General features: G+C 51.3%; 23 protein-coding genes. 9 read left to right on the forward strand and 14 right to left on the reverse strand.

Annotation, left to right across the window (positions count from 1 at the left end; all coding sequences use genetic code 11):
* The first annotated feature begins 8 nt into the window (after window positions 1–8).
* The 3 genes from rsmF to HVZ52_RS13035 all read left to right on the forward strand — a co-directional run bounded on the left by rsmF (window position 9) and on the right by HVZ52_RS13035 (window position 2,028).
* Window positions 9–1,397 (forward strand): 16S rRNA (cytosine(1407)-C(5))-methyltransferase RsmF, encoded by a 1,389-nt coding sequence (gene rsmF / locus HVZ52_RS13025; RefSeq protein WP_053389829.1) that lies wholly within the window; start codon window positions 9–11, stop codon window positions 1,395–1,397.
* Between the two features lie 100 nt (window positions 1,398–1,497).
* A complete protein-coding gene (locus HVZ52_RS13030) occupies window positions 1,498–1,734 on the forward strand; it encodes a YebV family protein (RefSeq protein ID WP_029139506.1) in 237 nt (78 codons plus the stop codon).
* Window positions 1,735–1,836: 102 nt separating this feature from the next.
* Window positions 1,837–2,028, forward strand: a complete 192-nt coding sequence (locus tag HVZ52_RS13035; RefSeq protein WP_016152779.1) for a YebW family protein — start codon at window positions 1,837–1,839, stop codon at window positions 2,026–2,028.
* On the opposite strand, the gene pphA is transcribed toward HVZ52_RS13035, so the two are convergent.
* The 5 genes from pphA to yobA all read right to left on the reverse strand — a co-directional run bounded on the left by pphA (window position 2,029) and on the right by yobA (window position 6,219).
* Window positions 2,029–2,670: a protein-serine/threonine phosphatase gene (pphA, locus tag HVZ52_RS13040; protein ID WP_047358581.1), complete on the reverse strand. Its 642-nt coding sequence runs from the start codon at window positions 2,668–2,670 to the stop codon at window positions 2,029–2,031.
* Between the two features lie 77 nt (window positions 2,671–2,747).
* Entirely contained in the window at window positions 2,748–4,028 is a 1,281-nt protein-coding gene (locus HVZ52_RS13045) for a hypothetical protein (protein WP_181598325.1), read from the reverse strand.
* A 581-nt stretch (window positions 4,029–4,609) separates the two neighbouring features.
* Window positions 4,610–4,948, reverse strand: a complete 339-nt coding sequence (locus tag HVZ52_RS13050) for a YebY family protein (RefSeq protein ID WP_003833793.1) — start codon at window positions 4,946–4,948, stop codon at window positions 4,610–4,612.
* 20 nt (window positions 4,949–4,968) lie between these two features.
* Window positions 4,969–5,841, reverse strand: a complete 873-nt coding sequence (gene copD, locus HVZ52_RS13055; protein ID WP_181598326.1) for a copper homeostasis membrane protein CopD — start codon at window positions 5,839–5,841, stop codon at window positions 4,969–4,971.
* A 3-nt stretch (window positions 5,842–5,844) separates the two neighbouring features.
* A complete protein-coding gene (gene yobA / locus HVZ52_RS13060; protein WP_047415373.1) occupies window positions 5,845–6,219 on the reverse strand; it encodes a CopC domain-containing protein YobA in 375 nt (124 codons plus the stop codon).
* 143 nt (window positions 6,220–6,362) lie between these two features.
* On the opposite strand from yobA, the gene HVZ52_RS13065 reads away from it, so the two are divergent.
* The 3 genes from HVZ52_RS13065 to exoX all read left to right on the forward strand — a co-directional run bounded on the left by HVZ52_RS13065 (window position 6,363) and on the right by exoX (window position 8,042).
* Window positions 6,363–6,593, forward strand: coding sequence for a DNA polymerase III subunit theta (locus HVZ52_RS13065; protein WP_003034925.1), 231 nt, complete (start codon window positions 6,363–6,365; stop codon window positions 6,591–6,593).
* A 106-nt stretch (window positions 6,594–6,699) separates the two neighbouring features.
* Window positions 6,700–7,356 (forward strand): carbon-nitrogen hydrolase family protein, encoded by a 657-nt coding sequence (locus HVZ52_RS13070; RefSeq protein WP_016156222.1) that lies wholly within the window; start codon window positions 6,700–6,702, stop codon window positions 7,354–7,356.
* 23 nt (window positions 7,357–7,379) lie between these two features.
* The gene (gene exoX / locus HVZ52_RS13075) at window positions 7,380–8,042 is read left to right on the forward strand and encodes an exodeoxyribonuclease X (protein ID WP_181598327.1); all 663 of its coding nucleotides are present in this window, start codon (window positions 7,380–7,382) and stop codon (window positions 8,040–8,042) included.
* On the opposite strand, the gene ptrB is transcribed toward exoX, so the two are convergent.
* The 4 genes from ptrB to yebG all read right to left on the reverse strand — a co-directional run bounded on the left by ptrB (window position 8,024) and on the right by yebG (window position 11,712).
* Window positions 8,024–10,099, reverse strand: coding sequence for an oligopeptidase B (gene ptrB, locus HVZ52_RS13080; protein ID WP_181598328.1), 2,076 nt, complete (start codon window positions 10,097–10,099; stop codon window positions 8,024–8,026). The genes exoX and ptrB overlap by 19 nt on opposite strands.
* 86 nt (window positions 10,100–10,185) lie before the next feature.
* Complete coding sequence (locus tag HVZ52_RS13085; protein WP_104652107.1) at window positions 10,186–10,845, reverse strand: tellurite resistance TerB family protein; 660 nt, start codon at window positions 10,843–10,845, stop codon at window positions 10,186–10,188.
* 101 nt (window positions 10,846–10,946) lie between these two features.
* The gene (gene yebF, locus HVZ52_RS13090) at window positions 10,947–11,300 is read right to left on the reverse strand and encodes a protein YebF (RefSeq protein ID WP_016152770.1); all 354 of its coding nucleotides are present in this window, start codon (window positions 11,298–11,300) and stop codon (window positions 10,947–10,949) included.
* A 121-nt stretch (window positions 11,301–11,421) separates the two neighbouring features.
* Window positions 11,422–11,712: a DNA damage-inducible protein YebG gene (gene yebG, locus HVZ52_RS13095; protein WP_003833810.1), complete on the reverse strand. Its 291-nt coding sequence runs from the start codon at window positions 11,710–11,712 to the stop codon at window positions 11,422–11,424.
* A 132-nt stretch (window positions 11,713–11,844) separates the two neighbouring features.
* Between yebG and purT the strand changes: the two genes are divergently transcribed.
* Window positions 11,845–13,023 (forward strand): formate-dependent phosphoribosylglycinamide formyltransferase, encoded by a 1,179-nt coding sequence (purT, locus tag HVZ52_RS13100; protein ID WP_181598329.1) that lies wholly within the window; start codon window positions 11,845–11,847, stop codon window positions 13,021–13,023.
* Window positions 13,024–13,089: 66 nt separating this feature from the next.
* Here purT and kdgA read toward each other — a convergent pair whose 3' ends face one another.
* The 3 genes from kdgA to zwf form a co-directional block, all read right to left on the reverse strand.
* Window positions 13,090–13,731, reverse strand: coding sequence for a bifunctional 4-hydroxy-2-oxoglutarate aldolase/2-dehydro-3-deoxy-phosphogluconate aldolase (gene kdgA, locus HVZ52_RS13105; RefSeq protein WP_016152768.1), 642 nt, complete (start codon window positions 13,729–13,731; stop codon window positions 13,090–13,092).
* Between the two features lie 34 nt (window positions 13,732–13,765).
* A complete protein-coding gene (gene edd / locus HVZ52_RS13110) occupies window positions 13,766–15,577 on the reverse strand; it encodes a phosphogluconate dehydratase (protein WP_047358576.1) in 1,812 nt (603 codons plus the stop codon).
* A gap of 232 nt (window positions 15,578–15,809) precedes the next feature.
* Window positions 15,810–17,285: a glucose-6-phosphate dehydrogenase gene (gene zwf / locus HVZ52_RS13115; RefSeq protein ID WP_003034896.1), complete on the reverse strand. Its 1,476-nt coding sequence runs from the start codon at window positions 17,283–17,285 to the stop codon at window positions 15,810–15,812.
* 368 nt (window positions 17,286–17,653) lie between these two features.
* Here zwf and HVZ52_RS13120 point away from each other — a divergent pair, with 368 nt between their 5' ends.
* Both HVZ52_RS13120 and pyk read left to right on the forward strand, forming a co-directional pair.
* Complete coding sequence (locus HVZ52_RS13120) at window positions 17,654–18,523, forward strand: MurR/RpiR family transcriptional regulator (protein WP_019076523.1); 870 nt, start codon at window positions 17,654–17,656, stop codon at window positions 18,521–18,523.
* 118 nt (window positions 18,524–18,641) lie between these two features.
* The gene (pyk, locus tag HVZ52_RS13125; protein WP_016152765.1) at window positions 18,642–20,084 is read left to right on the forward strand and encodes a pyruvate kinase; all 1,443 of its coding nucleotides are present in this window, start codon (window positions 18,642–18,644) and stop codon (window positions 20,082–20,084) included.
* A 44-nt stretch (window positions 20,085–20,128) separates the two neighbouring features.
* Here the strand turns inward: pyk and lpxM are convergent, their stop codons facing one another.
* Together lpxM and mepM are read right to left on the reverse strand one after the other, a co-directional pair.
* On the reverse strand, window positions 20,129–21,100 hold the full coding sequence (gene lpxM / locus HVZ52_RS13130; RefSeq protein WP_137381103.1) for a lauroyl-Kdo(2)-lipid IV(A) myristoyltransferase: 972 nt from the start codon (window positions 21,098–21,100) through the stop codon (window positions 20,129–20,131).
* 119 nt (window positions 21,101–21,219) lie between these two features.
* The gene (gene mepM / locus HVZ52_RS13135) at window positions 21,220–22,539 is read right to left on the reverse strand and encodes a murein DD-endopeptidase MepM (RefSeq protein ID WP_016152763.1); all 1,320 of its coding nucleotides are present in this window, start codon (window positions 22,537–22,539) and stop codon (window positions 21,220–21,222) included.
* Window positions 22,540–22,551: the final 12 nt, after the last annotated feature.

Consider the following 22,551-nt stretch of genomic DNA (forward strand, 5'->3'; position numbering starts at 1 on the left):
TAAACCAAATGCGTGAAGCAATGCCTTCCACGCTCTCATTTGATGATTTTCTCGCTGCCTGCCAGCGTCCGCTTCGTCGCAGCATCCGCGTCAATACGCTGAAAATCTCCGTTGCCGACTTCCTCACTCTGACTGCACCTTACAACTGGTCGCTCACTCCGATACCCTGGTGCGCTGAAGGTTTCTGGATCGAACGCGATGATGAAAAGTCAGTACCGCTCGGCAGTACCGCGGAACATTTAAGCGGCCTGTTTTATATTCAGGAAGCCAGCTCAATGCTGCCGGTCGCCGCGCTGTTTGCCGATGGCAATACCCCGGATCGGGTGATGGATGTCGCGGCAGCCCCCGGCTCCAAAACCACGCAAATTGCCGCAAAAATGAAAAATCAGGGTGCTATTCTGGCGAATGAGTTTTCCGCCAGTCGCGTCAAAGTCCTGCATGCCAATATCAGCCGATGCGGGATAGCCAATGTCGCTCTAACCCATTTTGACGGGCGGGTATTTGGCGCAGCGTTGCCAGAAGCCTTCGATGCCATTTTGCTGGACGCGCCGTGTTCCGGTGAAGGCGTGGTGCGTAAAGATCCCGATGCGCTAAAAAACTGGTCGCCAGAAAGTAATCTGGAAATTGCCGCAACCCAGCGCGAACTTCTCGACAGCGCCTTTCATGCCTTGCGTCCCGGCGGCACGTTGGTTTACTCGACCTGCACGCTGAACCGTGACGAAAATGAAGACATTATGCAGTGGTTGATTGAGACCTACCCGGACGCCGTCGAGTTTTTACCACTGGGCGATTTATTCCCGCAGGCTGAACGCGCCCTGACCCCGGAAGGATTCCTGCATGTGTTCCCGCAGATCTACGATTGTGAAGGTTTTTTCGTCGCGCGTCTGCGCAAAACCACCGCGATCCCTGCACTACCGACGCCAAAATACAAAGTCGGTAACTTCCCGTTCAGCCCGCTTAAAGGACGTGAATCCGCGCTTGTCACTCAGGCCGCTAACGCCTGTGGATTGCAGTGGGAAGACACTCTGCGCCTGTGGCAGCGTGATAAAGAGATTTGGCTATTCCCAACCGAGATTGAACCCCTGATCGGCAAAGTCCGCTTTTCCCGACTCGGCATCAAACTCGCTGAAACGCACAATAAAGGGTACCGCTGGCAGCATGAAGCCGTCATTGCTCTCGCCAGCACAAATCACAGCCATGCGTTTGAACTGACCCTTGCCGAAGCCGAAGAGTGGTACCGCGGACGGGATGTCTACCCGCAGACCGCACCGACCACCGACGATGTGCTGGTTACGTTCCAGCATCAGCCGATTGGCCTGGCGAAACGTATTGGATCGCGATTAAAGAATAGCTACCCGCGCGATCTTGTCCGGGATGGCAAACTCTTTACAGGATAACGCACGTTTTTACTGGCGCTTTTGCTAACGTTGACTACGCTGAAAAATGGACGGCCTAACTGGTCGTACCACAACCAGCAAATAAACGGAGAGCACGATGATGAAAACCAGTGTGCGCATTGGCGCTTTTGAAATCGACGACGCCGAGTTACATGGCGAATCGCCAGGGGACCGAACGTTAACCATTCCATGTAAATCCGATCCGGATTTATGCATGCAACTTGATGCCTGGGATGCCGACACCAGCGTCCCGGCCCTTCTTAACGGAGAACATTCAGTTCTATTTCGCGAGCACTACGATCGTAAGTCAGATGCCTGGATCATGCGCCTTGCCTGATTCAAAAAGAACCCGTCGCCAGACGGGTTATTTCTTGGTTAATTTCCCTCATCTATCAACATCTTCTACACTACAGGTATGGCTTTACCATTTGAGGATGGAATGTTCACGCTGGTTCTTTTTGTGTGCTACCTGGGTGGCGGTTGTGAAGATATCGTTGTTGATGTCTACAAAACTGAGCAGCAGTGCCTGATATCGATGGACGATCAGCGTATTCGTAACGGCGGATGTTTACCCGCGGATGACTACATAGACAGCTTCTGGCGTCCGGCCCAGGAATACAGCGATTTTTGATTATTGCAGTTGCACCAGCGTCAACTCGCCACCAAACACCGCACCGGTATCAATATAGTGCAGATTCTCGTGGTCCAGTCGCTGACGCAGAGGCGTATGGCCAAACCAAAAGTGATCCGCGCCGCGAATGCCGTTGCCTTTATTCATCAGCCTTGTGCGATCCCACAGTACCCGCTGTAAATCGACCTCTTTTTGCCACTGATAATTATCATCAGGGTAATCTGCGTGAGCAATAACGTGTATGCCGTTCTGGCAACGCAGCTCCAGAATCCAGGGTAATTGCCGACACGTTTCAAGAGCGGTTGTCGCCGCTGGCTGCTCCGCCTGCGCAAACCACGAACCGCCATTCATAAACCACAGGAATTGCTCCCCGGTTGCCAGCGCGTCCAGCCCCATCTGTTCATGATTCCCTCTGACCGCGATAATCCAGCGTTTACGCAGTAGTTTCAGGCAACGCAAACTGTCAGGTCCGCGGTCGATAACATCCCCCACTGAAACCAGCAGGTCCTGCCACGGATCAAAATGACACAGGCGCAATTTCGCCATCAATAATGAGAAGCAACCGTGGATATCCCCGACCACCCAAACATGTCGCCAGCGCGTCGCTTCCACTCTTTGATAAGCATTGTCAGGCAGTCCCATTTGACCTCCTGTACACAAATATTGCCCTGTTCTAAATTAAACCATAGCAGTAAAAAACAGAGCGACCGAATCATACATCACGGTCCTACGCTATCCGCGCGTCGACGAGGTACTAACGCAACAGCTTCCAGTTCTGCTTCCAGTTCAGCTACTATAGATTGCAGGTCATAAGTGGGTGCATTACGCGCACGAGCTCTTTCTTCTCTTTTCTGTTTACAACACAATTCCTGATAGAAATCATTAACCGCAGGGATATCCCCGGTAATTTTTATCACATCATGTTCATGATAAAACAGCAACGGCGGTCCACCTTTGGTATCAAATGCAACGGCCTTAAGCGGCGTGAGCTCCATCGCCTCAATAAAACCTTTGTCACAAGTCAATATTCCAGGGAAAAAATATCGCTCATCATTTCCTGTATTGAAGGTAAGTGCTTGCTCTAAATATCGACAATGAGTCAGATCCCAGGCCATACCATGTAATGCCGACCACATGTTTTTCGACTTTTTATGTATTTTGTTAAAAAACCTAAATTCTGTCCCTCGTATAAAAAACTCACTCGCTAGAATTAACTCTCTTGTTGCCAAAAAGCATACTTTGGTGTGAGCAAAACTTAATAGTTCGATCAATTTATTTTTGAGCGATCTGGCAGGCGATTTGATTTGGATGATACTCATCATAAGAACATAAGCGTAAATACTATCGTGCCTGTCTCTTAAGGCACGCCTGAACTCAGAGTCTTTGTTTTTGGTGAGCAGTGAGCTAAAATGTCTGTCGGTATTAAGAAAAAGCTCACCTTGCGATATTTTTGAGGTCAATACTCCGCTGGTTCCTGAATTAACGAGATCAACATCTTTTATAAATTCGTAACCCATCAACTTATCGAATATTTTATGGTGATTCTCTTTCTCATCCAGATTTTTAAGGTTCTCCAGCTCATATAACACAGAGTCTACCTGCGTATTCTGATGAGAAATAAATTTAAATATTTCTTCGATGTCATCATCCAGACCAGAAACTTTACCATTGATATATGGTCTGAGATAACTTAATGCCTGGCTATCAAGAGATATTGAGTAATCTATTTTAAATATGGAGTGCCCTTTATCACTGAACATTTCCTCTATGGTTTGAGGATCCATAACGAAAACATTTTCATCATTGAATAAAGAGCGTATAGACGCCCCATGCTTGAATTTCTTGTTAGTTTGAAACCCCGGATATGGCCCTTTAGGCGATGAAAAGACAAATTTATACTCTGGGATTAATAGATAGAAACTGGTGTATAGTTTTAATGCTGCAGAGAGATCTTCCGCATTACCAATCTCCATCACGAGTCTTTCTTTTAACTTTTCCATTTCTTATATCTCGTTATTGAGAAACTGAGTCCATGTATCAGGGGCCAGAACGGCATCAATTGATGGATAATTATACCGCTATTGATACAAGTGAGTCTAAACCTCTCGGCACTAGTGACAACTGAAATGCTGGCGCATAAGCAGACCATACGCCTGGAGAACAGGAAAAAATGGGCATCACGATCTGATCTTTTTCTGCGCAAATGAAGTGTAAATGTTAAAAGCAGTGTGGTATAACGAAGAAATCCCGAATTGTGATATGCGGACAAATTTCGGAAACTTTCGGACATGATGTCCTAAGTGATTGAAATAAAATCCACATAAAAAGAGACCGAATACGATTCCTGTATTCGGTCCAGGGAAATGGCTCTTGGGAGAGAGCCGTGCGCTAAAAGTTGGCATTAATGCAGGCTAAGTTACCCTGCCATTTAAGAATAGATGACAGCGCCAGGTTTTCCAGTCCGCGACTAAAGTGGCCTGAAAAAAAGGACGATTGTCACACATCCAAACGTAAAAACCGCAAGTTCTCCTGAGAGAGCCTTGCGGTTTTTTATTGGAAATCAGAACGCTACATCTGACAATTAGCAGAGCTTTTCTGCACGCTCCACAAACGGTGCGAGGCTCATTTTTTCACCCGGTTTCGCCGGGTCGTCAATCTGGATAATCTCGATCGGCTTCGCCGTAGTTTTCCCACTCTCTACCTGCTGTCTGGCAACATCATTCAATGGGTATTGCACCAGCGTACTGGGATTGATGACATACAGCGCGTTACCCGGACGGCAGGTCAGCATCACCTCTTCCCGATTAAACGCCCACTTATCTTTGCCAACCTCAAAACGGCTGACGGTGATGACCTGTGGCGCAGCCAGCGCGGCCCCTGAACTTGCCAGTAGTAATAACGAGATAATGATTTTTTTCATGCGTTTCGCCAATCCATCAATCAGAAAGGTTCGAGGGTTGCAAACAGGCTGACAATCGCCAGCACAACGGCCCCAATTCCCCATTCCAGCTTAGTCATCCAAACAAAATAGAGTGCCATACTGCGGTTATCCTGCCGCATGCGTGGTACCAGAACATACCGATTCACCAGCGCAATCGCCACCATTAGCATCACCAGAGCACCTTTTAACAAAAGCAGTTGCCCGTAAGCCATGTGCCAGGGAACAGAGAAACCGACAATAAGCAGCGCATTCATGATACCGGTAAGTAAAACTCCGATAACGAAAAGATGCCCGTAGCGGGAGAAACGCATCATAGTATTGATGGCCTGTTCCCGCCAGCGACCTTGCGCCATTTGCATACAGTAAAGTACGGGCAGCAAACCGCCGAACCAGGCGGCTGCGCATACCAAATGCAAGGCGTGGTTAACCTGCTGGATTGCCCCTGCGATACCGCTATGCAGCGTCGCGTGTCCGACGCCAGCCAGCAAAATAAACTGCGCAATCGTCAGCATTAACAGCAGTCGCGGCATGCTGCGCGGTACTATAATTACCACCACCAGCGTGACCAGCGCGAGGATAATCTGCCATAACCAGACGCCGCCAAACTGCGTTTGCAACACGGCACCCCATATGTCACTAGAAATAACATCCCGCCAGCCTGAGCCCATTAAACCACCCTGGATCGCCAGCATCAGCGTCGCGCTAATAAAGCTCCACGCTGCGGCATGTCGTTGCAGACGCAAAAAACGACGCATCATTAAACGACGAACCGAAACGGGAGCCAACCATGCGCCGTAGAGCGCACAGCCAAAGACCAGCATCAACGTGGTAAAATGGATAAACCGTAGTGCAACCCAGGTAAATTCCAGCATCGGTTATTTCACGCTAAAGGTATATTGCCCCTTTGTCTTATGACCATCCACGGAGACGACGTGCCAGTCGACAGTATATTTTCCGGCCTCAAGCGTTTGAGCAAGTGGAATAATCAGTTGTGTTTTGTCCTGTTCACTGCGTGATGCCTTGCCCGTTTTGATCTGTTCTTTGTTTGGGCCTGTCAGCGTTGCGCCGCTGAATCCCGGCTCGACACCTTCTGAGAAATTCAGCGTCAACGCCTGAGGAGATACCGCAACATCGGCATTAGCCGCCGGGCTTTGTTTTGTCAGGTGAGCATGAGCCAGGGCGGCGGGAGTTGCCAAAAGGCTGGCGAGTACGATGAGAGCGTTGCGAAGCATAGATGCAGATGAAGCCATTTCAACTATTCCTTTTTGTTATGTCTAATCTATAGAGAATAACCTTCTACAATGATCGAGTCGAGAATCATCATTTCGGTCTTGCCATTAATGCACACTCTTAGTAACTTTGCGCGCCGAAAGACAGAGAAAAGGAGAAGCCCATGAACATCAATCTGGCCAAACTTGAGCAAGCTGAAATGGATAAGGTCAATGTTGACCTGGCCGCGGCGGGTGTCGCATTTAAGGAGCGATACAACATGCCGGTTGTTGCCGAAGTCGTTGAGCGTGAACAGCCCGAACATTTACGCGACTGGTTTCGGGAAAGACTGATCGCGCACCGTCTGGCATCCGTTTCCCTTTCACGTTTACCCTACGAGCCTAAAGTTAAATAAAACTTATATTACGTTACGATTCCTTACATGATGCCTGCTACAGTATAAGTATATTCTTAATCTATACTTTAAAGATGGTTGTAGACACTATGAAAAGGAAATCATTATGTCACACTGGAAAATCGCAGCAGCACAGTACGAACCTCTTCAAACCTCAGTTACCGAACATGTCGCGCATCACCTGCAATTCATTCAGGCAGCCGCTCAATGCCAATGTGAATTGCTGGTTTTCCCCTCCCTTTCCCTGTTGGGTTGTGTTGATGAGAATGACGCGCTCCCTGCCCCACCCGATGAAGCGTTGTTAGAACCTCTCGCGCATGCAGCCGTGACTTATCGCATGACGATTATTGCGGGGCTATCGGTAGAACATAACAATCGGTTCGTAAAAGGTATCGCGCTTTTCTCTCCCTGGATGACCTCCCCCTTAACGTTTCACCAGAGCCACGGGGCCTGTATAGCCAGACAGCAAAATGCCATCAGCGTTGTGGATAGCCAACCGGAAGGTATCGATATCGACCCGGCGTACTCGCTATTCACCAGCAGTCAGTCTGTCAGTGAGCCCGAATTGCTCTCCTCCACATCTCGTCTACAGAGTTTCTCGCATAAATTTGCCATTGCGGTATTAATGGCCAATGCGCGTGGCAGCAGCGCGTTATGGGATGAGCAAGGTCGATTGATTGTTCGCGCAGACAGCGGTTCCTTACTCTTAACCGGTCAACGCACGCCACGGGGTTGGCAAGGTGATATCATTCCTTTACGCTAATCGTTTTGGGTCAGGAGCATGGCATGTTGCGCATAATAGATACAGAAACCTGTGGTCTGCAGGGAGGCATTGTTGAGATTGCTTCTGTCGATGTGATTGACGGAAAAATAGTCAACCCCATGAGCCACCTGGTGCGTCCTGACCGCCCCATCAGCCCTCAGGCGATGGCAATTCATCGCATTACGGAAGCGATGGTGGCCGATAAGCCGTGGATTGAAGATGTCATCCCACAATATTACGGCAGCGAATGGTACGTGGCGCACAATGCAAGTTTTGATCGCCGCGTATTACCCGACATGCCCGGGGAGTGGATTTGCACCATGAAACTCTCCCGTCGTTTGTGGCCAGGAATCAAATACAGCAACATGGCGCTGTATAAATCGCGCAAGCTGAGCGTGCAGACGCCAGCTGGCCTGCATCATCACCGTGCCCTGTACGACTGCTACATCACCGCGGCACTGCTGATCGACATCATACAGACGTCAGGCTGGTCAGCAGAACAGATGGTCGATATTACCGGCCGTCCTGCGTTACTTACTACTTTCACTTTCGGCAAGTATCGCGGAAAACCTGTATCAGAAGTGGCTGAACGCGATCCGGGCTATCTGCGCTGGTTATTTAATAACCTCGACAGTATGAGCCCGGAGCTGCGCTTAACGCTGAAGCACTATCTGGATAACGCCTGAGCAGATGCCTGTCCAGGCAGTGTCCCCTGCGCCAGTCCGATCAAAAACGCGTATTCCAGGGCCACGCCTTCGTATGATTTAAAACGCCCTGATTTTCCGCCATGCCCGGAATCCATATCCGTGCAGAGTAACAGCAGACGATCGTCCGTTTTCAGCTCGCGCAGTTTTGCCACCCATTTTGCCGGTTCCCAGTATTGCACCTGGGAGTCGTGTAATCCCGTCGTAACCAGCAGATGAGGATAATCTTGCGCTGTAACATTGTCATACGGGCTGTAGCTTTTCATGTAGGTGTAATACTCTTCGTCCTGCGGATTCCCCCACTCTTCAAACTCACCGGTCGTCAGGGGAATGGACTCATCCAGCATCGTGGTCACCACATCGACAAAAGGCACCTGCGCAATGACGCCATGGAAGAGTTCCGGGCGCTCATTAATGGCAACACCCATTAACATTCCTCCGGCGCTCCCCCCCATGCCATAACACAGCGAAGGCGCGCCATAACCCATTTTTAGCAGCGCGTCGCAGACGTCGAGGTAGTCATTGAAGGTATTTTTCTTGAGCAGAAACTTACCGTCTTCGTACCACTGCTGTCCTAACTCGCCGCCGCCACGCACATGAGCAATGGCATAAACAAAGCCGCGATCCAGTAAGCTCAAGCGGCTGCTGCTGAAATCGGCGTCCATGCTGGCGCCATACGAGCCATAGCCGTAGACCAGTAACGGGTTTTTCCCTTTCAGGAAATACTTTTGATGGTAAACCAGCGAAACCGGAACCTCGGTGCCATCACGCGCGGTGATCCATACGTGTTCGCTACGGTAGTTCGCCGCATCAAATCCTGGGACCTCCGTCTGTTTGAGTACGCGACGCTCTCCGGTGTCCATATCCAGTTCAAACAGCGTGTCCGGTGTGGTCATGGAGGAATAGCCATAACGCAGGCGCGCTGTCTCAGGTTCTGGATTATAGGCAAGCCATGTCACATACGCCGGATCATCAAAAGCGATACCGACCACTTCGCGCGTTTTACGATTAATCTGTCGCAGGCTGGTTAAGCCCCGCTGACGCTCTTCCACCACCAGCCAGTCTGTGAACAGCGTAAAGCCCTCCAACATGATGCTGTCGCGCGGCGGGATCAGCGTCTCCCAGGCTTGTTCATCACGCACACGGGTACGGTACAGGCCGAAATTTTTACCCTGACGATTGGAACGCAGATAAAACGTATGCTGATAGTGATCGAGGCTGTACTCGTGATCTTTGCGTCGCGCTAAAAAGACTAACTGCTCGGCATCCGCCAGTTCTGCGTCAAGCAGCAAAACCTCACTGGTGGTCGCGCTGGCGATATGAATAACCACATAATGTAACGAGGTCGTTTTATGCAGACTGACATAAAACATGTCATCGGCTTCTTCATACACTAGCTCATCCAGTGATGACGGCGAGCCGACGGTATGCCGCCACACTTGATACGGGAGCAGCGTCGTTGCGTGTTTGCGCACGTAATAGAAGGTTTGCGAGTCATTCGCCCAGACCAGATCCGCTTCAACGTTTTCCAGCACTTCCGGATACCAGTTACCGCTTTGCAGATTGCGAAAACGCACGCCATATTGCCGACGAGAGAGATAATCTTCGGCCAACGCCATGATGGTGTTATCCGGAGATATCGCCAGTCCCCCCAGCGTATAAAACTCACTGTGGGCCGCGCGCTGGTTACCATCCAGCAAGGTGTCCCATTCATCCCACTCTTCACTGAAGGCAGACTGACGCTGATAAATGGCATATTCGCATCCCGGTTCATAAATATGCCGGTAGCGATAACCATTCTTCACATAGGGGGCGGAAGCATCCTGAGGCGGGATACGGTCGATAATCTCTTTCAGGACGCGATCCTGCAATGCCTGCTGCGAGGCCATAATCTGGCGGCCATACGCATTTTCTTGTTGCAGATAATCCAGCACTTCTGGCTGCGAGCGGGTGTCATCTCGCAGCCAGTAATAATTATCAACGCGGGTATCGCCATGATTCGTCATGGCGTGGGGAATACGAGAAGCTTTTGGTAGCATGTCATTGTTCTTTTGCTTAAACATCCTATAAGGGTGGCAAAAGACAGCAATGATGCAAGCGAAACATGCGCCTTAACGGTAAGTAATTAACCCGGTAAAGCCTGTTTTTGTTCCTTGAGATCCTGTTCAATGCCTTCACGAACATCCTGCGGGATCTTCAACGCATCGCCCAGCGCGTTCAGATAGCTACGCTCCATAAAGTGGTCGATATCAATCGCCGCACAGCTCAGGAAGTAAATTTCCAGCGCCTCTTCTTCGTTGCGGATCCCTTGTGCCAGGCGCTGAGGATCTAACGGTTGTTCAATCGCACGTTCGATCAGAATGCGGCCCTGCTCTTCCACGCCTGCTTCACGGAGCTGCTGCTCAATGGCGGTACGTTCTTTGGCATCAATATGACCATCGCTTTTCGCCGCAAAAACCAGCGCCAGGATCAGTCGTTCGGTTCGCTCATCCAGCGGTGAGCTTTGTGCACCGAACTGCGGTTCACCCTGATGCGCCGCGCGAACCTTATCCTTGTATTTGTTCCATAATACGGTACCGGCAACCGCACCGCCGCCCACCAGAAGCGCGCTGGTGCCGTATTTACTCAGTAATTTCCGTGAAGATTTGTTGGCAACCAGTAATCCTGCCAGACCGCCTAACGCGCCGGGAACCAGAAGTTTACTCAGCCCTTGCTCACCAGAAGATGACGCGGAAGATCCTTTTTGCCCAAGAAGAGATTGAAGTTGATTCAGCCAGTTAGCCATGTTGCCCCTCAAGTACAGACGAATAATCATCAAAGCGTACTCGAGGGGATGTCAGGAAGTGTTCAGGTCATCAAAAGAAGTGCAAATACCTTCTACCTTCGTTACTGCGACTGATACTCCGCCGTTCCGGCTTTGCAGTCGACTTTTACCTGGTAGTGAATATCCGCGCTTTTACCGCGAACCGTGAGGGGAACTGACCATTTCCCATCTTTACCCGTAATATCGGGCGTGTTGACCCAGGCGACAGGATCGGCTTGCCCGACGCGTTTTTGATCGTCAGCCCAGCGCGCGATGCGATTTTGCTGATAATCACGTTTCACGCTCGCCGCGATACCGTCAGCATTCAGTCCTTCGCACTTGGGGAACTGAACTTTCTTGCTTTCCATATTTGCCGCAAATACAGATACGCTGGCAGATAACAACAGCAGGCTCAACAACGCTCTTTTTTTATACATTCTTTTCTCCTTAATCTCCCCTTCGTCCTTCAGGTTGCCTGTTGCAACGTGAAAAGACGTCAGGGATTGCACAATGATTCAGGGAAAAGCATGGTACAAAACGTCAGGAGCGCAAGTCGTTTCAGGCAGCCTGAGTATCATCCTCAGCGTGCGCATCGTTTTCGACCGCCTGCGGAGAGGGCAGCTTGCCGTTTTTCAGAATGGCGCTCAGCACATCTTTCTGCTCAGCCAGCCACAGGGAAAGCGCTTCGCGCTGCTCGTCTTCGAGCGCTACCGGCGATTGCTCCAGCCATGTGTCGAGCAAATCTGCTGTATCAAGCATTTTGTCATACGCATCGGCTTCCTTTTTGCTGGTAAACGACATTTTTTCCTCACCTTCCCGAATGACTACGTATTTAACTTCAACCGCCATTTTTGCAGCCTCTTAAATTACCTGTATTTATGTACAGTATATTCTTTTTGCGCCTTGAAATCAACCTGGTAATAAAGACAGACGCAAACGTTTTCGTATATACTGCGCCCAGATAAAACAGGGGATTAATTTATGACGTTATTAGGCACAGCGCTGCGTCCCGCAGCAACGCGAGTGATATTATTAGGTTCAGGTGAACTGGGTAAAGAGGTAGCGATTGAATGCCAACGCCTGGGTGTGGAAGTCATTGCCGTGGATCGTTACCCCGACGCGCCAGCCATGCACGTTGCCCATCGCTCATACGTAATCAACATGCTGGATGGCGATGCTTTACGCCAGCTCGTCGAGCGTGAAAAACCACATTATATCGTGCCGGAAATAGAGGCGATTGCCACGGATATGCTGGTAAAACTGGAACAAGACGGTCACAACATCGTGCCGTGCGCCCGAGCGACGCAGTTGACCATGAACCGCGAAGGAATCCGTCGTCTCGCCGCCGAAGAATTATCTCTACCGACCTCTTCTTACCGCTTTGCTGACAGCGAAGCCCGCTTTCGCGAGGCCGTCGCCGAAATCGGCTATCCCTGCATCGTGAAGCCGGTAATGAGTTCCTCCGGTAAGGGACAGAGCTTTATTCGTTCCGCCGATCGACTCACTGAAGCCTGGAATTATGCTCAACAAGGCGGCCGAGCAGGTGCCGGACGCGTTATCGTCGAAGGCGTAGTGAATTTTGATTTTGAAATCACCCTGCTTACCGTCAGCGCCGTTGATGGCGTACATTTCTGCGCACCGGTAGGACATCGTCAGGAAGATGGCGATTATCGCGAATCCTGGCAGCCGCAGCAGATGAGTGAACTGGCGCTGGCTCGAGCGCAGGAGATTGCCCGTAAGGTGGTGCTGGCGCTGGGCGGCCACGGTCTGTTTGGGGTAGAGCTATTTGTCTGCGGTGATGAGGTGATTTTCAGCGAAGTTTCCCCTCGCCCTCACGACACGGGTATGGTGACCTTGATTTCGCAGGATCTGTCTGAGTTTGCCCTGCATGTTCGCGCATTTCTCGGTCTGCCGGTTGGCGCAATCCGTCAATATGGGCCTTCTGCTTCCGCCGTTATTCTGCCGCAGCTTACCAGCCAGAATGTCACGTTTGATAACGTACAGGCCGCTGTGGGCACAGGTATGCAAGTCAGATTCTTCGGCAAGCCAGACATCGACGGGAGCCGTCGTATGGGCGTTGTGCTGGCAACAGCGCAGAGTATTGAAGACGCGGTGACACGCGCGAAAGACGCGGCGGCACAGGTGAAAGTCGCAGGATAAAAAACGGGCCAGATGGCCCGTTTCAGACTCGCAGGCCCGGTAATGATTACCGGGCATTTTGCGTTATTACAGCTTCGCGCCTTCGACTGCTTCACGAGCCAGCTTGGTAATGCGTGCGTAATCACCAGCTTCCAGGGCATCTGCCGGAACCAGCCAGGAACCACCGATGCACAGCACACTTTTCAGTGCCAGGTAATCACGGTAGTTCGCTGGAGAGATACCGCCGGTTGGGCAGAAACGGACCTGAGAGAACGGACCCGCAATTGCCTGCAGCGCTTTAGTACCGCCGTTTGCTTCCGCCGGGAAGAATTTGAACTCTTTCAAACCGTAGTCCATACCCAGCATCAGTTCAGAAACGGTGCTAATGCCTGGGATCAGCGGAATAGTGCCTTCAGTTGCAGCTTTCAGCAGCGGCTCGGTCAGGCCCGGGCTGATAGCAAACTGCGCACCCGCTTCAGTGACTTCAGCCAGCTGTTGTGGATTCAGTACGGTACCCGCACCAACGATAGCGTCCGGAACTTCTTTTGCGATCGCGCGAATGGCATCCATCGCACATGCGGTACGTAAGGTCACTTCCAGAACGCGCACGCCCCCTGCAACCAGCGCTTTTGCCATTGGCACCGCGTGTTCCAGTTTATTAACCACGATAACCGGTACAACCGGGCCAGTGGTCAGGATTGCTTCTGCACTTGTCTTCCAGTTTTTCATCAGAGTTTTCTCTCGCCTGATTACAAAATAAGTCTTAAAAAGTGATACAGGTTGCGCCCTGCTCCGCACCGGACAGCTTTTCACGCAACGCGCTGAACATTTCACGTCCCGTACCCACGCGCGATGCGCTGAGATCAGGAATGTGTGGCTGACGGGAGGCAAGTTCCTCTTCATCCACCAGCAGCGTCAATTCACCTGTCTGTCCATTCACACGAATGATGTCGCCATCGCGTACTTTTGCCAGCAGCCCGCCATCATAGGCTTCCGGGGTTACATGGATTGCTGAAGGCACTTTACCTGAAGCACCTGAAAGTCGTCCATCGGTAACTAACGCAATTTTGAAACAACGGTCCAATAATACACCAAGTGGCGGCATGAGTTTATGTAATTCTGGCATTCCGTTCGCTTTTGGTCCCTGATGGCGTACAACCACCACGCAATCCCGGTCAAGCAGACCGGCATCGAAAGCGGGTAACACATCATGCTGACTTTCAAAGACAACTGCCGGCGCTTCAATAATCTGGTTTTCTACCGGTACCGCCGACGTTTTCATCACCGCACGCCCGAGGTTACCGCTCAGCACTTTGGTGCCGCCGTGGTGGGAGAATGGTTGGTCAAAGGTGGCGATCACGTTGCTGTCCAGAGACTTCACCGCCCCTTCGCGCCAGTCCAGTTCACCCTCGTTAAGCCACGGTTCCATGGTGTAGCGGGATAAACCGAATCCGGCAACGGTGTTCACATCTTCATGTAGCAGACCCGCATTAAGCAGTTCACGCATTAACACCGGTACGCCACCCGCCGCCTGGAAGTGGTTAATATCTGCCGGACCATTCGGGTACAGACGCGCCATCAGCGGCACGATATCGGACAGATCGGAGAAATCATCCCAGTTAATCAGAATCCCGGCCGCACGCGCCATAGCCACCAGGTGCATCGTATGGTTGGTAGAGCCCCCGGTCGCCAGCAGCGCTACAATACCGTTCACTACCACTTTTTCATCGATCATTTTACCGATCGGCATCCATTCATTGCCGTTGCCGGTCAGGCGTGTTACCTGACGGGCTGCAGCCGCGGTCAGCGCTTCACGCAGCGGCGCATCAGGATGTACAAATGAGGAGCCAGGCAGTTGCATACCCATAAACTCCACCACCATCTGGTTAGTGTTCGCCGTGCCGTAGAACGTACAGGTACCCGGAGCGTGATAAGACGCCGCTTCAGATTCAAGAAGCGCCATGCGATCGACTTTACCTTCAGCATACAGCTGACGGATACGCACTTTTTCTTTGTTCGCCAGACCGCTCGCCATCGGACCGGAAGGAATAAAGATTGACGGCAGATGACCAAATGACAGCGCAGCCATTACCAGGCCAGGGACAATTTTGTCGCACACGCCGAGGAACAACGCGCCGTCGAACATGTTGTGGGAAAGGCCCACTGCAGCAGACATCGCAATCACTTCACGACTGAGCAGCGAAAGCTCCATCCCATCCTGTCCCTGGGTCACACCGTCGCACATTGCAGGTACACCGCCAGCAACCTGGCCTACTGCATTGGCTTCATGCAGTGCTTTACGAATGATGGCCGGATAGTGTTCATACGGCTGATGCGCGGAAAGCATGTCGTTATAGGAGGTAATGATCGCGATATTGTTACGCAGCATGCTTTTCAGCGAGGCCTTATCGTCCGGCTGACACGCAGCAAAACCATGCGCCAGGTTACCGCATGCCAGTTGCGAGCGATGAACGGTAGTTGATTTCGCTTGTTCAATACGGGCGAGGTAGGCGGAACGTGTGTCACGAGAACGTTCGACGATACGTTGTGTTACGCGTAACAAATTCGGATTCATAGAGGCTCCTAAAATTTATCTGTCAGAGCGTTGGATCAACAATGTGTTTCAGTTGGGCAAAAATAGCTGAATCGCTTGTTGGCCGTAGCTCAGGGGCAAAATCGTTTCAGGGAGTGTAATAAAAAAAGCCCCGCGGGTGAATCCACGCGGAGCTTAAAAGTGCAAAAATTATTCTACAATCTGTGTTAGATCATGTTACCGGTAAAATAACACCTATGGGCTAGATGATATTTTACTCGAATTCGTTCCAGGAACGACCATCTCGGGTAATCATCGCCACAGAAGCAACCGGGCCCCAGGTCCCTGCCTGATACGGCTTCGGCGCGTCGTTGTCCATCGCCCAGGCTTCGGTAATTGAGTCGACCCACTTCCATGCTTCTTCAACTTCATCACGACGCACAAACAGCGCCTGTATTCCGCGCATTGTTTCGAGCAGCAGGCGCTCATAGGCGTCGGCAAGGTGCGTCTGGTTGAAGGTTTCGGAATAGCTCAGATCAAGCTTGGTAATTTGCAGATTATGCTTGTGATCCAGACCCGGCACTTTGTTCAGTACCTGGATATCGACACCTTCATCAGGCTGCAAACGGATGGTCAACTTGTTCTGCGGCAGATCCTGCCAGGATTCTCTGAACAGATTCAGCTCAGGCGTTTTGAAGTAAACCACCACTTCAGAGCACTTCGTCGGTAAACGTTTACCGGTACGCAGGTAGAACGGAACTCCCGCCCAGCGCCAGTTATCGATATCCACACGGATCGCCACAAACGTTTCCGTGTTGCTGCTCTTGTTCGCGCCTTCTTCTTCCAGATACCCCGGCACTTTTTTGCCCTGGGCAAAACCCGCGGTGTACTGACCGCGAACCGTTTTTTCACGTACGTTCGAACGATCGATACGACGCAGCGATTTCAGTACCTTCACTTTTTCATCACGAATGCTGTCGGCGCTCAGATCGGACGGCGGAGACATCGCAATCATGCACAGGATCTGCAGCAGGTGGTTCTGAATCATGTCGCGCATTTGACCTGCCTGGTCAAAATAGCCCCAGCGGCCTTCAATACCCACTTCTTCCGCCACGGTAATTTCTACGTGATCGATAGTGCGGTTATCCCAGTTGTTCACAAACAGGGAGTTGGCAAAACGCAGTGCCAGCAGGTTCAGGACCGTCTCTTTGCCAAGATAGTGGTCGATACGATAAACCTGACACTCTTCGAAATACTCGCCGACCTGATCGTTGATTTCACGGGATGTTGCCAGCGACGTACCCAGCGGTTTTTCCATCACAACACGGGCTGGTTTAGCATTCAGCTTTGCTTCACCCAGGCCTTTGCAGATCGCGCCAAAGGTGCTCGGCGGCATCGCGAAATAGTTAATGGTGGTACGTGATTTTTGATCCAGCATTTCGCCCAGACGGCTAAACGCGGCGGTGTCATTGACGTCCAGATTACAAAACTCCAGACGACCGCTGAGAGTCTCCCACAAACCTTCGTCGATTTTTTCTTTCATGAAGGTTTCGAGCGCTTCACGCACAACCTTGGTATAGGCTGCTTTGTCCCAGTCGGCACGCCCTACCCCAATGATACGGGTTTCCGGGTTAATCTGGCCGGCCTTTTCCAGTTGATACAGGGAAGGCAGCAATTTCCGCCGCGCCAGGTCGCCCTTCGCGCCGAAAATGACCAGATCACATGCCTGGGCTGTTTGCGTTACCGCCATGTCATTCTCCTCAATTAAGTGCCTGGTGCTTTTGCCAGACACTGGTTGTAATTTTATTACAGTGCACTGTACTGCTTTTACGTGAATCCGGAAACCGTAAACGCTTATCCAGCCGTGCTGTTACCGCGAACAGTCGCTTTATGGGCGTTTGCCGTCGCAAATTGGACAAAAAAGTCGTCTTTTTTCGTACCCCTGAAGACGTAAGAAAACCCGACTCCGATCATGTAATGAAAAAAAACAACAACTATTCTGTCCATTTTGCCCCGTTGCTGCATTAGCAGGGGTAATATCTATACACGAAATTATGCCCCGATTTCTCCGTATCATTGAAATCGTTTTTGCCCATGACCCATGAGTCTACCTACATCATGAATATGCTGGAAAAAATCCAGTTAAAACTGGAACAGTTGAGCAAGTCAGAGCGTAAAGTCGCCGACATTATTCTTGCCTCTCCCGAGCGGGCAATCCATTCAAGCATCGCCACACTTGCTGTGGAAGCCAATGTCAGCGAACCGACGGTGAACCGTTTCTGTCGCAGTATGGATACCCGCGGCTTCCCTGATTTTAAACTGCATCTGGCGCAAAGTCTGGCAAATGGCACCCCATATGTTAATCGCAATGTGGATGAGGATGACAGCGTAGAATCTTACACGGGGAAAATCTTCGAGTCAGCGATGGCAAGCCTCGACCACGTCCGCCAGTCTCTGGATAACGCAGCGGTAAACCGGGCAGTAGATTTATTAACTCAGGCGAAAAAAATTGCCTTCTTTGGCCTCGGTTCTTCTGCCGCAGTGGCGCATGACGCAATGAATAAATTTTTCCGGTTTAACGTACCGGTAATCTATTCCGACGATATTGTTCTGCAACGCATGAGTTGCATGAATTGTAGCGACGATGACGTCATTGTGCTTATTTCTCATACCGGAAGAACCAAAAGTCTGGTGGAACTGGCGCAGTTGGCGCGGGAAAATGACGCCATGGTTATCGCCCTCACCTCTCCCGGCACGCCACTGGCGCGTGAAGCAACGCTGGCAATTACTCTCGATGTACCGGAAGATACTGACATTTATATGCCCATGGTCTCTCGACTTGCTCAACTGACCGTGATAGATGTGCTGGCTACAGGATTTACTTTGCGCCGTGGGGCAAAATTTAGAGATAACTTGAAGCGTGTCAAGGAAGCGCTCAAGGAATCGCGTTTTGATAAAGAATTACTCATCAAGAGTGATGACCGCTAAAAGCAATAACAATGTTCTACCCTTTTATCATCCGGGTCGTTCATTTACCGTTAATATTTGAGAACGACCGGATTAATGTTCACGCAACACCAAGTTGTTTCAGTCAACGGAGTATTACATGTCCAGAAGGCTTCGCAGAACCAAAATCGTTACCACGTTAGGCCCGGCAACTGACCGCGATAATAACCTTGAAAAGATTATCGCCGCGGGTGCGAACGTCGTACGTATGAACTTTTCTCACGGCTCTCCAGAAGATCACAAACTGCGGGCGGATAAGGTCCGTGAAATTGCCGCAAAACTGGGACGTCATGTAGCTATTTTGGGTGACCTGCAGGGACCTAAAATCCGCGTATCAACCTTTAAAGAAGGTAAAGTATTTCTTAACGTTGGCGACAAGTTCCTGTTAGACGCCAACCTCGGCAAAGGCGAAGGCGACAAAGAAAAAGTCGGTATTGATTATAAAGGACTGCCTGCTGACGTCGTCCCGGGCGATATCCTGCTGCTCGACGACGGCCGCGTACAGCTTAAAGTGCTGGAAGTTCAGGGCATGAAAGTCTTCACCGAAGTTACCGTCGGTGGCCCGCTGTCCAACAATAAGGGCATTAACAAACTGGGCGGCGGTCTCTCTGCTGAAGCCCTGACCGAAAAAGACAAAGCCGACATCGTCACCGCTGCGCAAATCAGCGTTGACTATCTGGCCGTCTCCTTCCCGCGCTGCGGCGAAGATCTGAACTATGCCCGCCGTCTGGCGCGCGACGCTGGCTGCGATGCGAAAATTGTCGCCAAGGTAGAACGTGCAGAAGCCGTCTGCGACCAGAATGCGATGGATGACATCATCCTTGCCTCCGACGTGGTGATGGTGGCGCGTGGCGACCTGGGCGTTGAAATTGGCGATCCTGAGCTGGTAGGTATTCAGAAAGCGTTGATTCGCCGCGCACGTCAGCTGAACCGTGCGGTCATTACCGCCACGCAGATGATGGAGTCGATGATCACCAACCCAATGCCGACCCGTGCGGAAGTGATGGACGTGGCTAACGCCGTCCTCGACGGTACCGATGCCGTTATGCTCTCTGCAGAAACTGCAGCAGGTCAGTACCCGGCTGAAACCGTCGCGGCTATGGCACGCGTCTGTTTGGGTGCTGAGAAGATCCCGAGCATCAACGTCTCTAAACACCGCCTTGACGTGCAGTTTGATAACGTTGAAGAAGCGATTGCCATGTCAGCGATGTATGCCGCTAACCACCTGAAAGGGGTCACCGCTATCATCACAATGACGGAATCCGGTCGTACTGCGCTGATGACTTCACGTATCAGTTCTGGTCTGCCGATTTTCGCGATGTCTCGTCATGAACGTACGCTGAATCTGACTTCCCTGTATCGCGGCGTCACCCCGGTTCACTTTGACAGCGAAACTGACGGCGTCGTTGCCGCCAGTGAAGCAGTGAACCTGCTGCGCGATAAAGGCTATCTGGTTTCCGGCGACCTGGTCATTGTGACGCAAGGCGATGTCATGAGCACCATTGGCTCAACGAATACCACGCGTATTCTGACCGTCGAGTAACGCCCCGTTTGAAGTAAAAAAGCCTCTCGTTTGAGAGGCTTTTTTTATTTCTTCGGATAAAGATCTTTGCGCTTATAAGGCTCAATTTCACCGGGTTTGCGCGTCTTAAGCAGTTTTAGAATCCAGGTGTATTGCTCGAGATGCGGCGTCACAAAGATTTCCACTTCTTCGTTCATTCGTCTGGCAATGGTGTGATCATCCGCCGTCAGGATGTCATCCATCGGAGGACGAACCTGAATCGTTAAGCGATGCGTTTTCCCATTGTATACCGGGAACAGCGGCACCACACGGGCGTGACACACCTTCATCAGGCGGCCAATCGCCGGTAACGTGGCTTTATAGGTAGCAAAAAAATCCACAAACTCGCTGTGCTCAGCGCCATGGTCCTGATCCGGCAGGTAGTATCCCCAATATCCCTGACGTACAGACTGAATAAACGGTTTGATGCCATCATTACGCGCATGCAAACGACCACCGAAACGACGACGCACCGTGTTCCAGACAAAATCGAATACCGGATTTCCCTGATTGTGGAACATCGCAGCCATTTTCTGTCCCTGGGAAGCCATCAGCATCGCTGGGATATCTACGCCCCAACCATGAGGAACCAGAAAAATCACTTTTTCATCGTTGCGACGCATCTCTTCGATGATTTCCAGCCCCTGCCAGTCAACCCGATGCTGAATTTTTTCCGGGCCGCGTATGGCGAGTTCCGACATCATGACCATCGCCTGAGGTGCAGTCGCAAACATCTCATCGACAATAGCTTCACGCTCAGCTTCGCTGCGCTCAGGAAAGCAGAGGGATAAATTGATCAGTGCTCTGCGACGCGAGCTTTTTCCCAGCCGCCCTGCCATTCTTCCGAGCTTTGCCAGAATTGGATCGCGAAATGATGCTGGCGTTAACGAAATGCCTGCTATCGCCGCCACACCAAGCCATGCACCCCAGTAGCGCGGATGGCGAAATGATTTGTGAAACTCGGGGATATATTCAATATTCTTTTTTTTCGTTTCCATGCTCTTCCAGTGTCTGGTGCGGCGAAAAGTAGATCTGCTGATAGTGTAGCGGCGCGCGATGCGCCGTACAAAATAAAAAAGCCGGCACGCATAGCGTACCGGCTCTGTCAGCGTGTTAATTAATCGAAACGCAACTGAGGAACAACTTCTTTCACCTGTGCCAGGTAATCGGTGCGATCCGACCCGGTCAGACCTTCTGTGCGCGGCAGTTTCGCCGTCAGAGGATTCACTGCCTGCTGGTTGATCCAGACTTCGTAGTGCAGATGCGGACCCGTTGAACGCCCGGTATTGCCAGACAGCGCGATACGATCGCCACGTTTCACTTTTTGTCCTGGTTTGACCAACAACTTACGCAGGTGCATATAACGTGTGGTATAAGTGCGACCATGACGAACCGCAACATAGTATCCGGCTGCGCCGCTGCGCTTCGCTACAACCACTTCGCCATCACCCACCGACAGCACCGGCGTCCCCTGCGGCATCGCAAAGTCGACACCTTTGTGCGGCGCAACGCGTCCGGTCACCGGGTTCAGACGACGCGGGTTAAAGTTGGAAGAGATGCGGAACTGCTTAGCCGTCGGGAAACGCATAAAGCCTTTCGCCAGTCCGGTACCGTTGCGGTCATAGAACTTACCGTCTTCAGCACGGATTGCGTAATAATCTTTACCTTCAGAACGCAAGCGTACGCCCAACAGTTGGCTTTGCTCACGCTTACCGTCCAGCATTTCGCGAGACATCAGTACCGAGAACTCATCGCCTTTTTTCAGTTTGCGGAAATCCATCTGCCACTGCATGGCCTTAATCACTGCGCTGATTTCAGAGCTGGTCAGTCCGGCATCTTTGGCACTGGCGACAAAACTTCCGCCCACGGTGCCTTTGATTCGGCTGTTAACCCAATCGCCCTGCTGCATTTCGCTGCTCATTTTGAAACCCGTCGCGGTGCGATCGTAAGTACGGGTTTCACGACGGGAGACTTCCCAGGTCAGGCGCTGCAAATCACCTTCCGCGCCTAACGTCCAGGAAAGTTGCTGACCAATTTTCAGGTTACGCAGTTGTTTGTCGGAAGCCGCGAGCTGGCTGATGTCACCCATATCGATGCCGTACTGATTCAGAATACTGCTCAGCGTATCGCCCGTGGAGACGACATACTCATGCACGCCGGCTTCACCAGACGTTTTGTCATCCAGTTCGTCCTGTGGGATGGCTTCGTCTTCCTGAGCGGCCTGATCGATAGGTTCGCTGGCCTCAGGCAATAGTGAACGAATCTCGCTTTTTTCCAGCTCGATAGTTTTGACGATGGGTGCAGAATCAGGATGGTAAACATAGGGCCGCCAGACAGCGACGGCCAATGTCAGTACGGTAAGCGACCCCAGCATAACGCGATGGGGCCGCGGCAGATTATTAAATGCCAGAGCGACAGAGCGGGCTATCTGTTGCACGTAATCACTTCC

Origin of the sequence: Citrobacter sp. RHB36-C18, assembly GCF_013814485.1 — a bacterium.
GTDB lineage: Bacteria > Pseudomonadota > Gammaproteobacteria > Enterobacterales > Enterobacteriaceae > Citrobacter > Citrobacter braakii.

Excerpts from the sequence above, each read along its gene's own strand:
- ptrB (WP_181598328.1), bottom strand. The coding sequence starts at position 10,099 with ATGCTACCAAAAGCTTCTCGTATTCCCCACGCCATGACGAATCATGGC.
- yebG (WP_003833810.1), bottom strand. The coding sequence starts at position 11,712 with ATGGCGGTTGAAGTTAAATACGTAGTCATTCGGGAAGGTGAGGAAAAA.
- kdgA (WP_016152768.1), bottom strand. The coding sequence starts at position 13,731 with ATGAAAAACTGGAAGACAAGTGCAGAAGCAATCCTGACCACTGGCCCG.
- HVZ52_RS13035 (WP_016152779.1), top strand. The coding sequence starts at position 1,837 with ATGTTCACGCTGGTTCTTTTTGTGTGCTACCTGGGTGGCGGTTGTGAA.
- HVZ52_RS13085 (WP_104652107.1), bottom strand. The coding sequence starts at position 10,845 with ATGGCTAACTGGCTGAATCAACTTCAATCTCTTCTTGGGCAAAAAGGA.
- edd (WP_047358576.1), bottom strand. The coding sequence starts at position 15,577 with ATGAATCCGAATTTGTTACGCGTAACACAACGTATCGTCGAACGTTCT.
- yobA (WP_047415373.1), bottom strand. The coding sequence starts at position 6,219 with ATGGCTTCATCTGCATCTATGCTTCGCAACGCTCTCATCGTACTCGCC.
- zwf (WP_003034896.1), bottom strand. The coding sequence starts at position 17,285 with ATGGCGGTAACGCAAACAGCCCAGGCATGTGATCTGGTCATTTTCGGC.
- HVZ52_RS13045 (WP_181598325.1), bottom strand. The coding sequence starts at position 4,028 with ATGGAAAAGTTAAAAGAAAGACTCGTGATGGAGATTGGTAATGCGGAA.
- lpxM (WP_137381103.1), bottom strand. The coding sequence starts at position 21,100 with ATGGAAACGAAAAAAAAGAATATTGAATATATCCCCGAGTTTCACAAA.
- rsmF (WP_053389829.1), top strand. The coding sequence starts at position 9 with ATGCGTGAAGCAATGCCTTCCACGCTCTCATTTGATGATTTTCTCGCT.
- pyk (WP_016152765.1), top strand. The coding sequence starts at position 18,642 with ATGTCCAGAAGGCTTCGCAGAACCAAAATCGTTACCACGTTAGGCCCG.
- HVZ52_RS13120 (WP_019076523.1), top strand. The coding sequence starts at position 17,654 with ATGAATATGCTGGAAAAAATCCAGTTAAAACTGGAACAGTTGAGCAAG.
- yebF (WP_016152770.1), bottom strand. The coding sequence starts at position 11,300 with ATGTATAAAAAAAGAGCGTTGTTGAGCCTGCTGTTGTTATCTGCCAGC.
- copD (WP_181598326.1), bottom strand. The coding sequence starts at position 5,841 with ATGCTGGAATTTACCTGGGTTGCACTACGGTTTATCCATTTTACCACG.
- HVZ52_RS13065 (WP_003034925.1), top strand. The coding sequence starts at position 6,363 with ATGAACATCAATCTGGCCAAACTTGAGCAAGCTGAAATGGATAAGGTC.
- purT (WP_181598329.1), top strand. The coding sequence starts at position 11,845 with ATGACGTTATTAGGCACAGCGCTGCGTCCCGCAGCAACGCGAGTGATA.
- pphA (WP_047358581.1), bottom strand. The coding sequence starts at position 2,670 with ATGGGACTGCCTGACAATGCTTATCAAAGAGTGGAAGCGACGCGCTGG.
- HVZ52_RS13070 (WP_016156222.1), top strand. The coding sequence starts at position 6,700 with ATGTCACACTGGAAAATCGCAGCAGCACAGTACGAACCTCTTCAAACC.
- HVZ52_RS13030 (WP_029139506.1), top strand. The coding sequence starts at position 1,498 with ATGAAAACCAGTGTGCGCATTGGCGCTTTTGAAATCGACGACGCCGAG.
- exoX (WP_181598327.1), top strand. The coding sequence starts at position 7,380 with ATGTTGCGCATAATAGATACAGAAACCTGTGGTCTGCAGGGAGGCATT.
- HVZ52_RS13050 (WP_003833793.1), bottom strand. The coding sequence starts at position 4,948 with ATGAAAAAAATCATTATCTCGTTATTACTACTGGCAAGTTCAGGGGCC.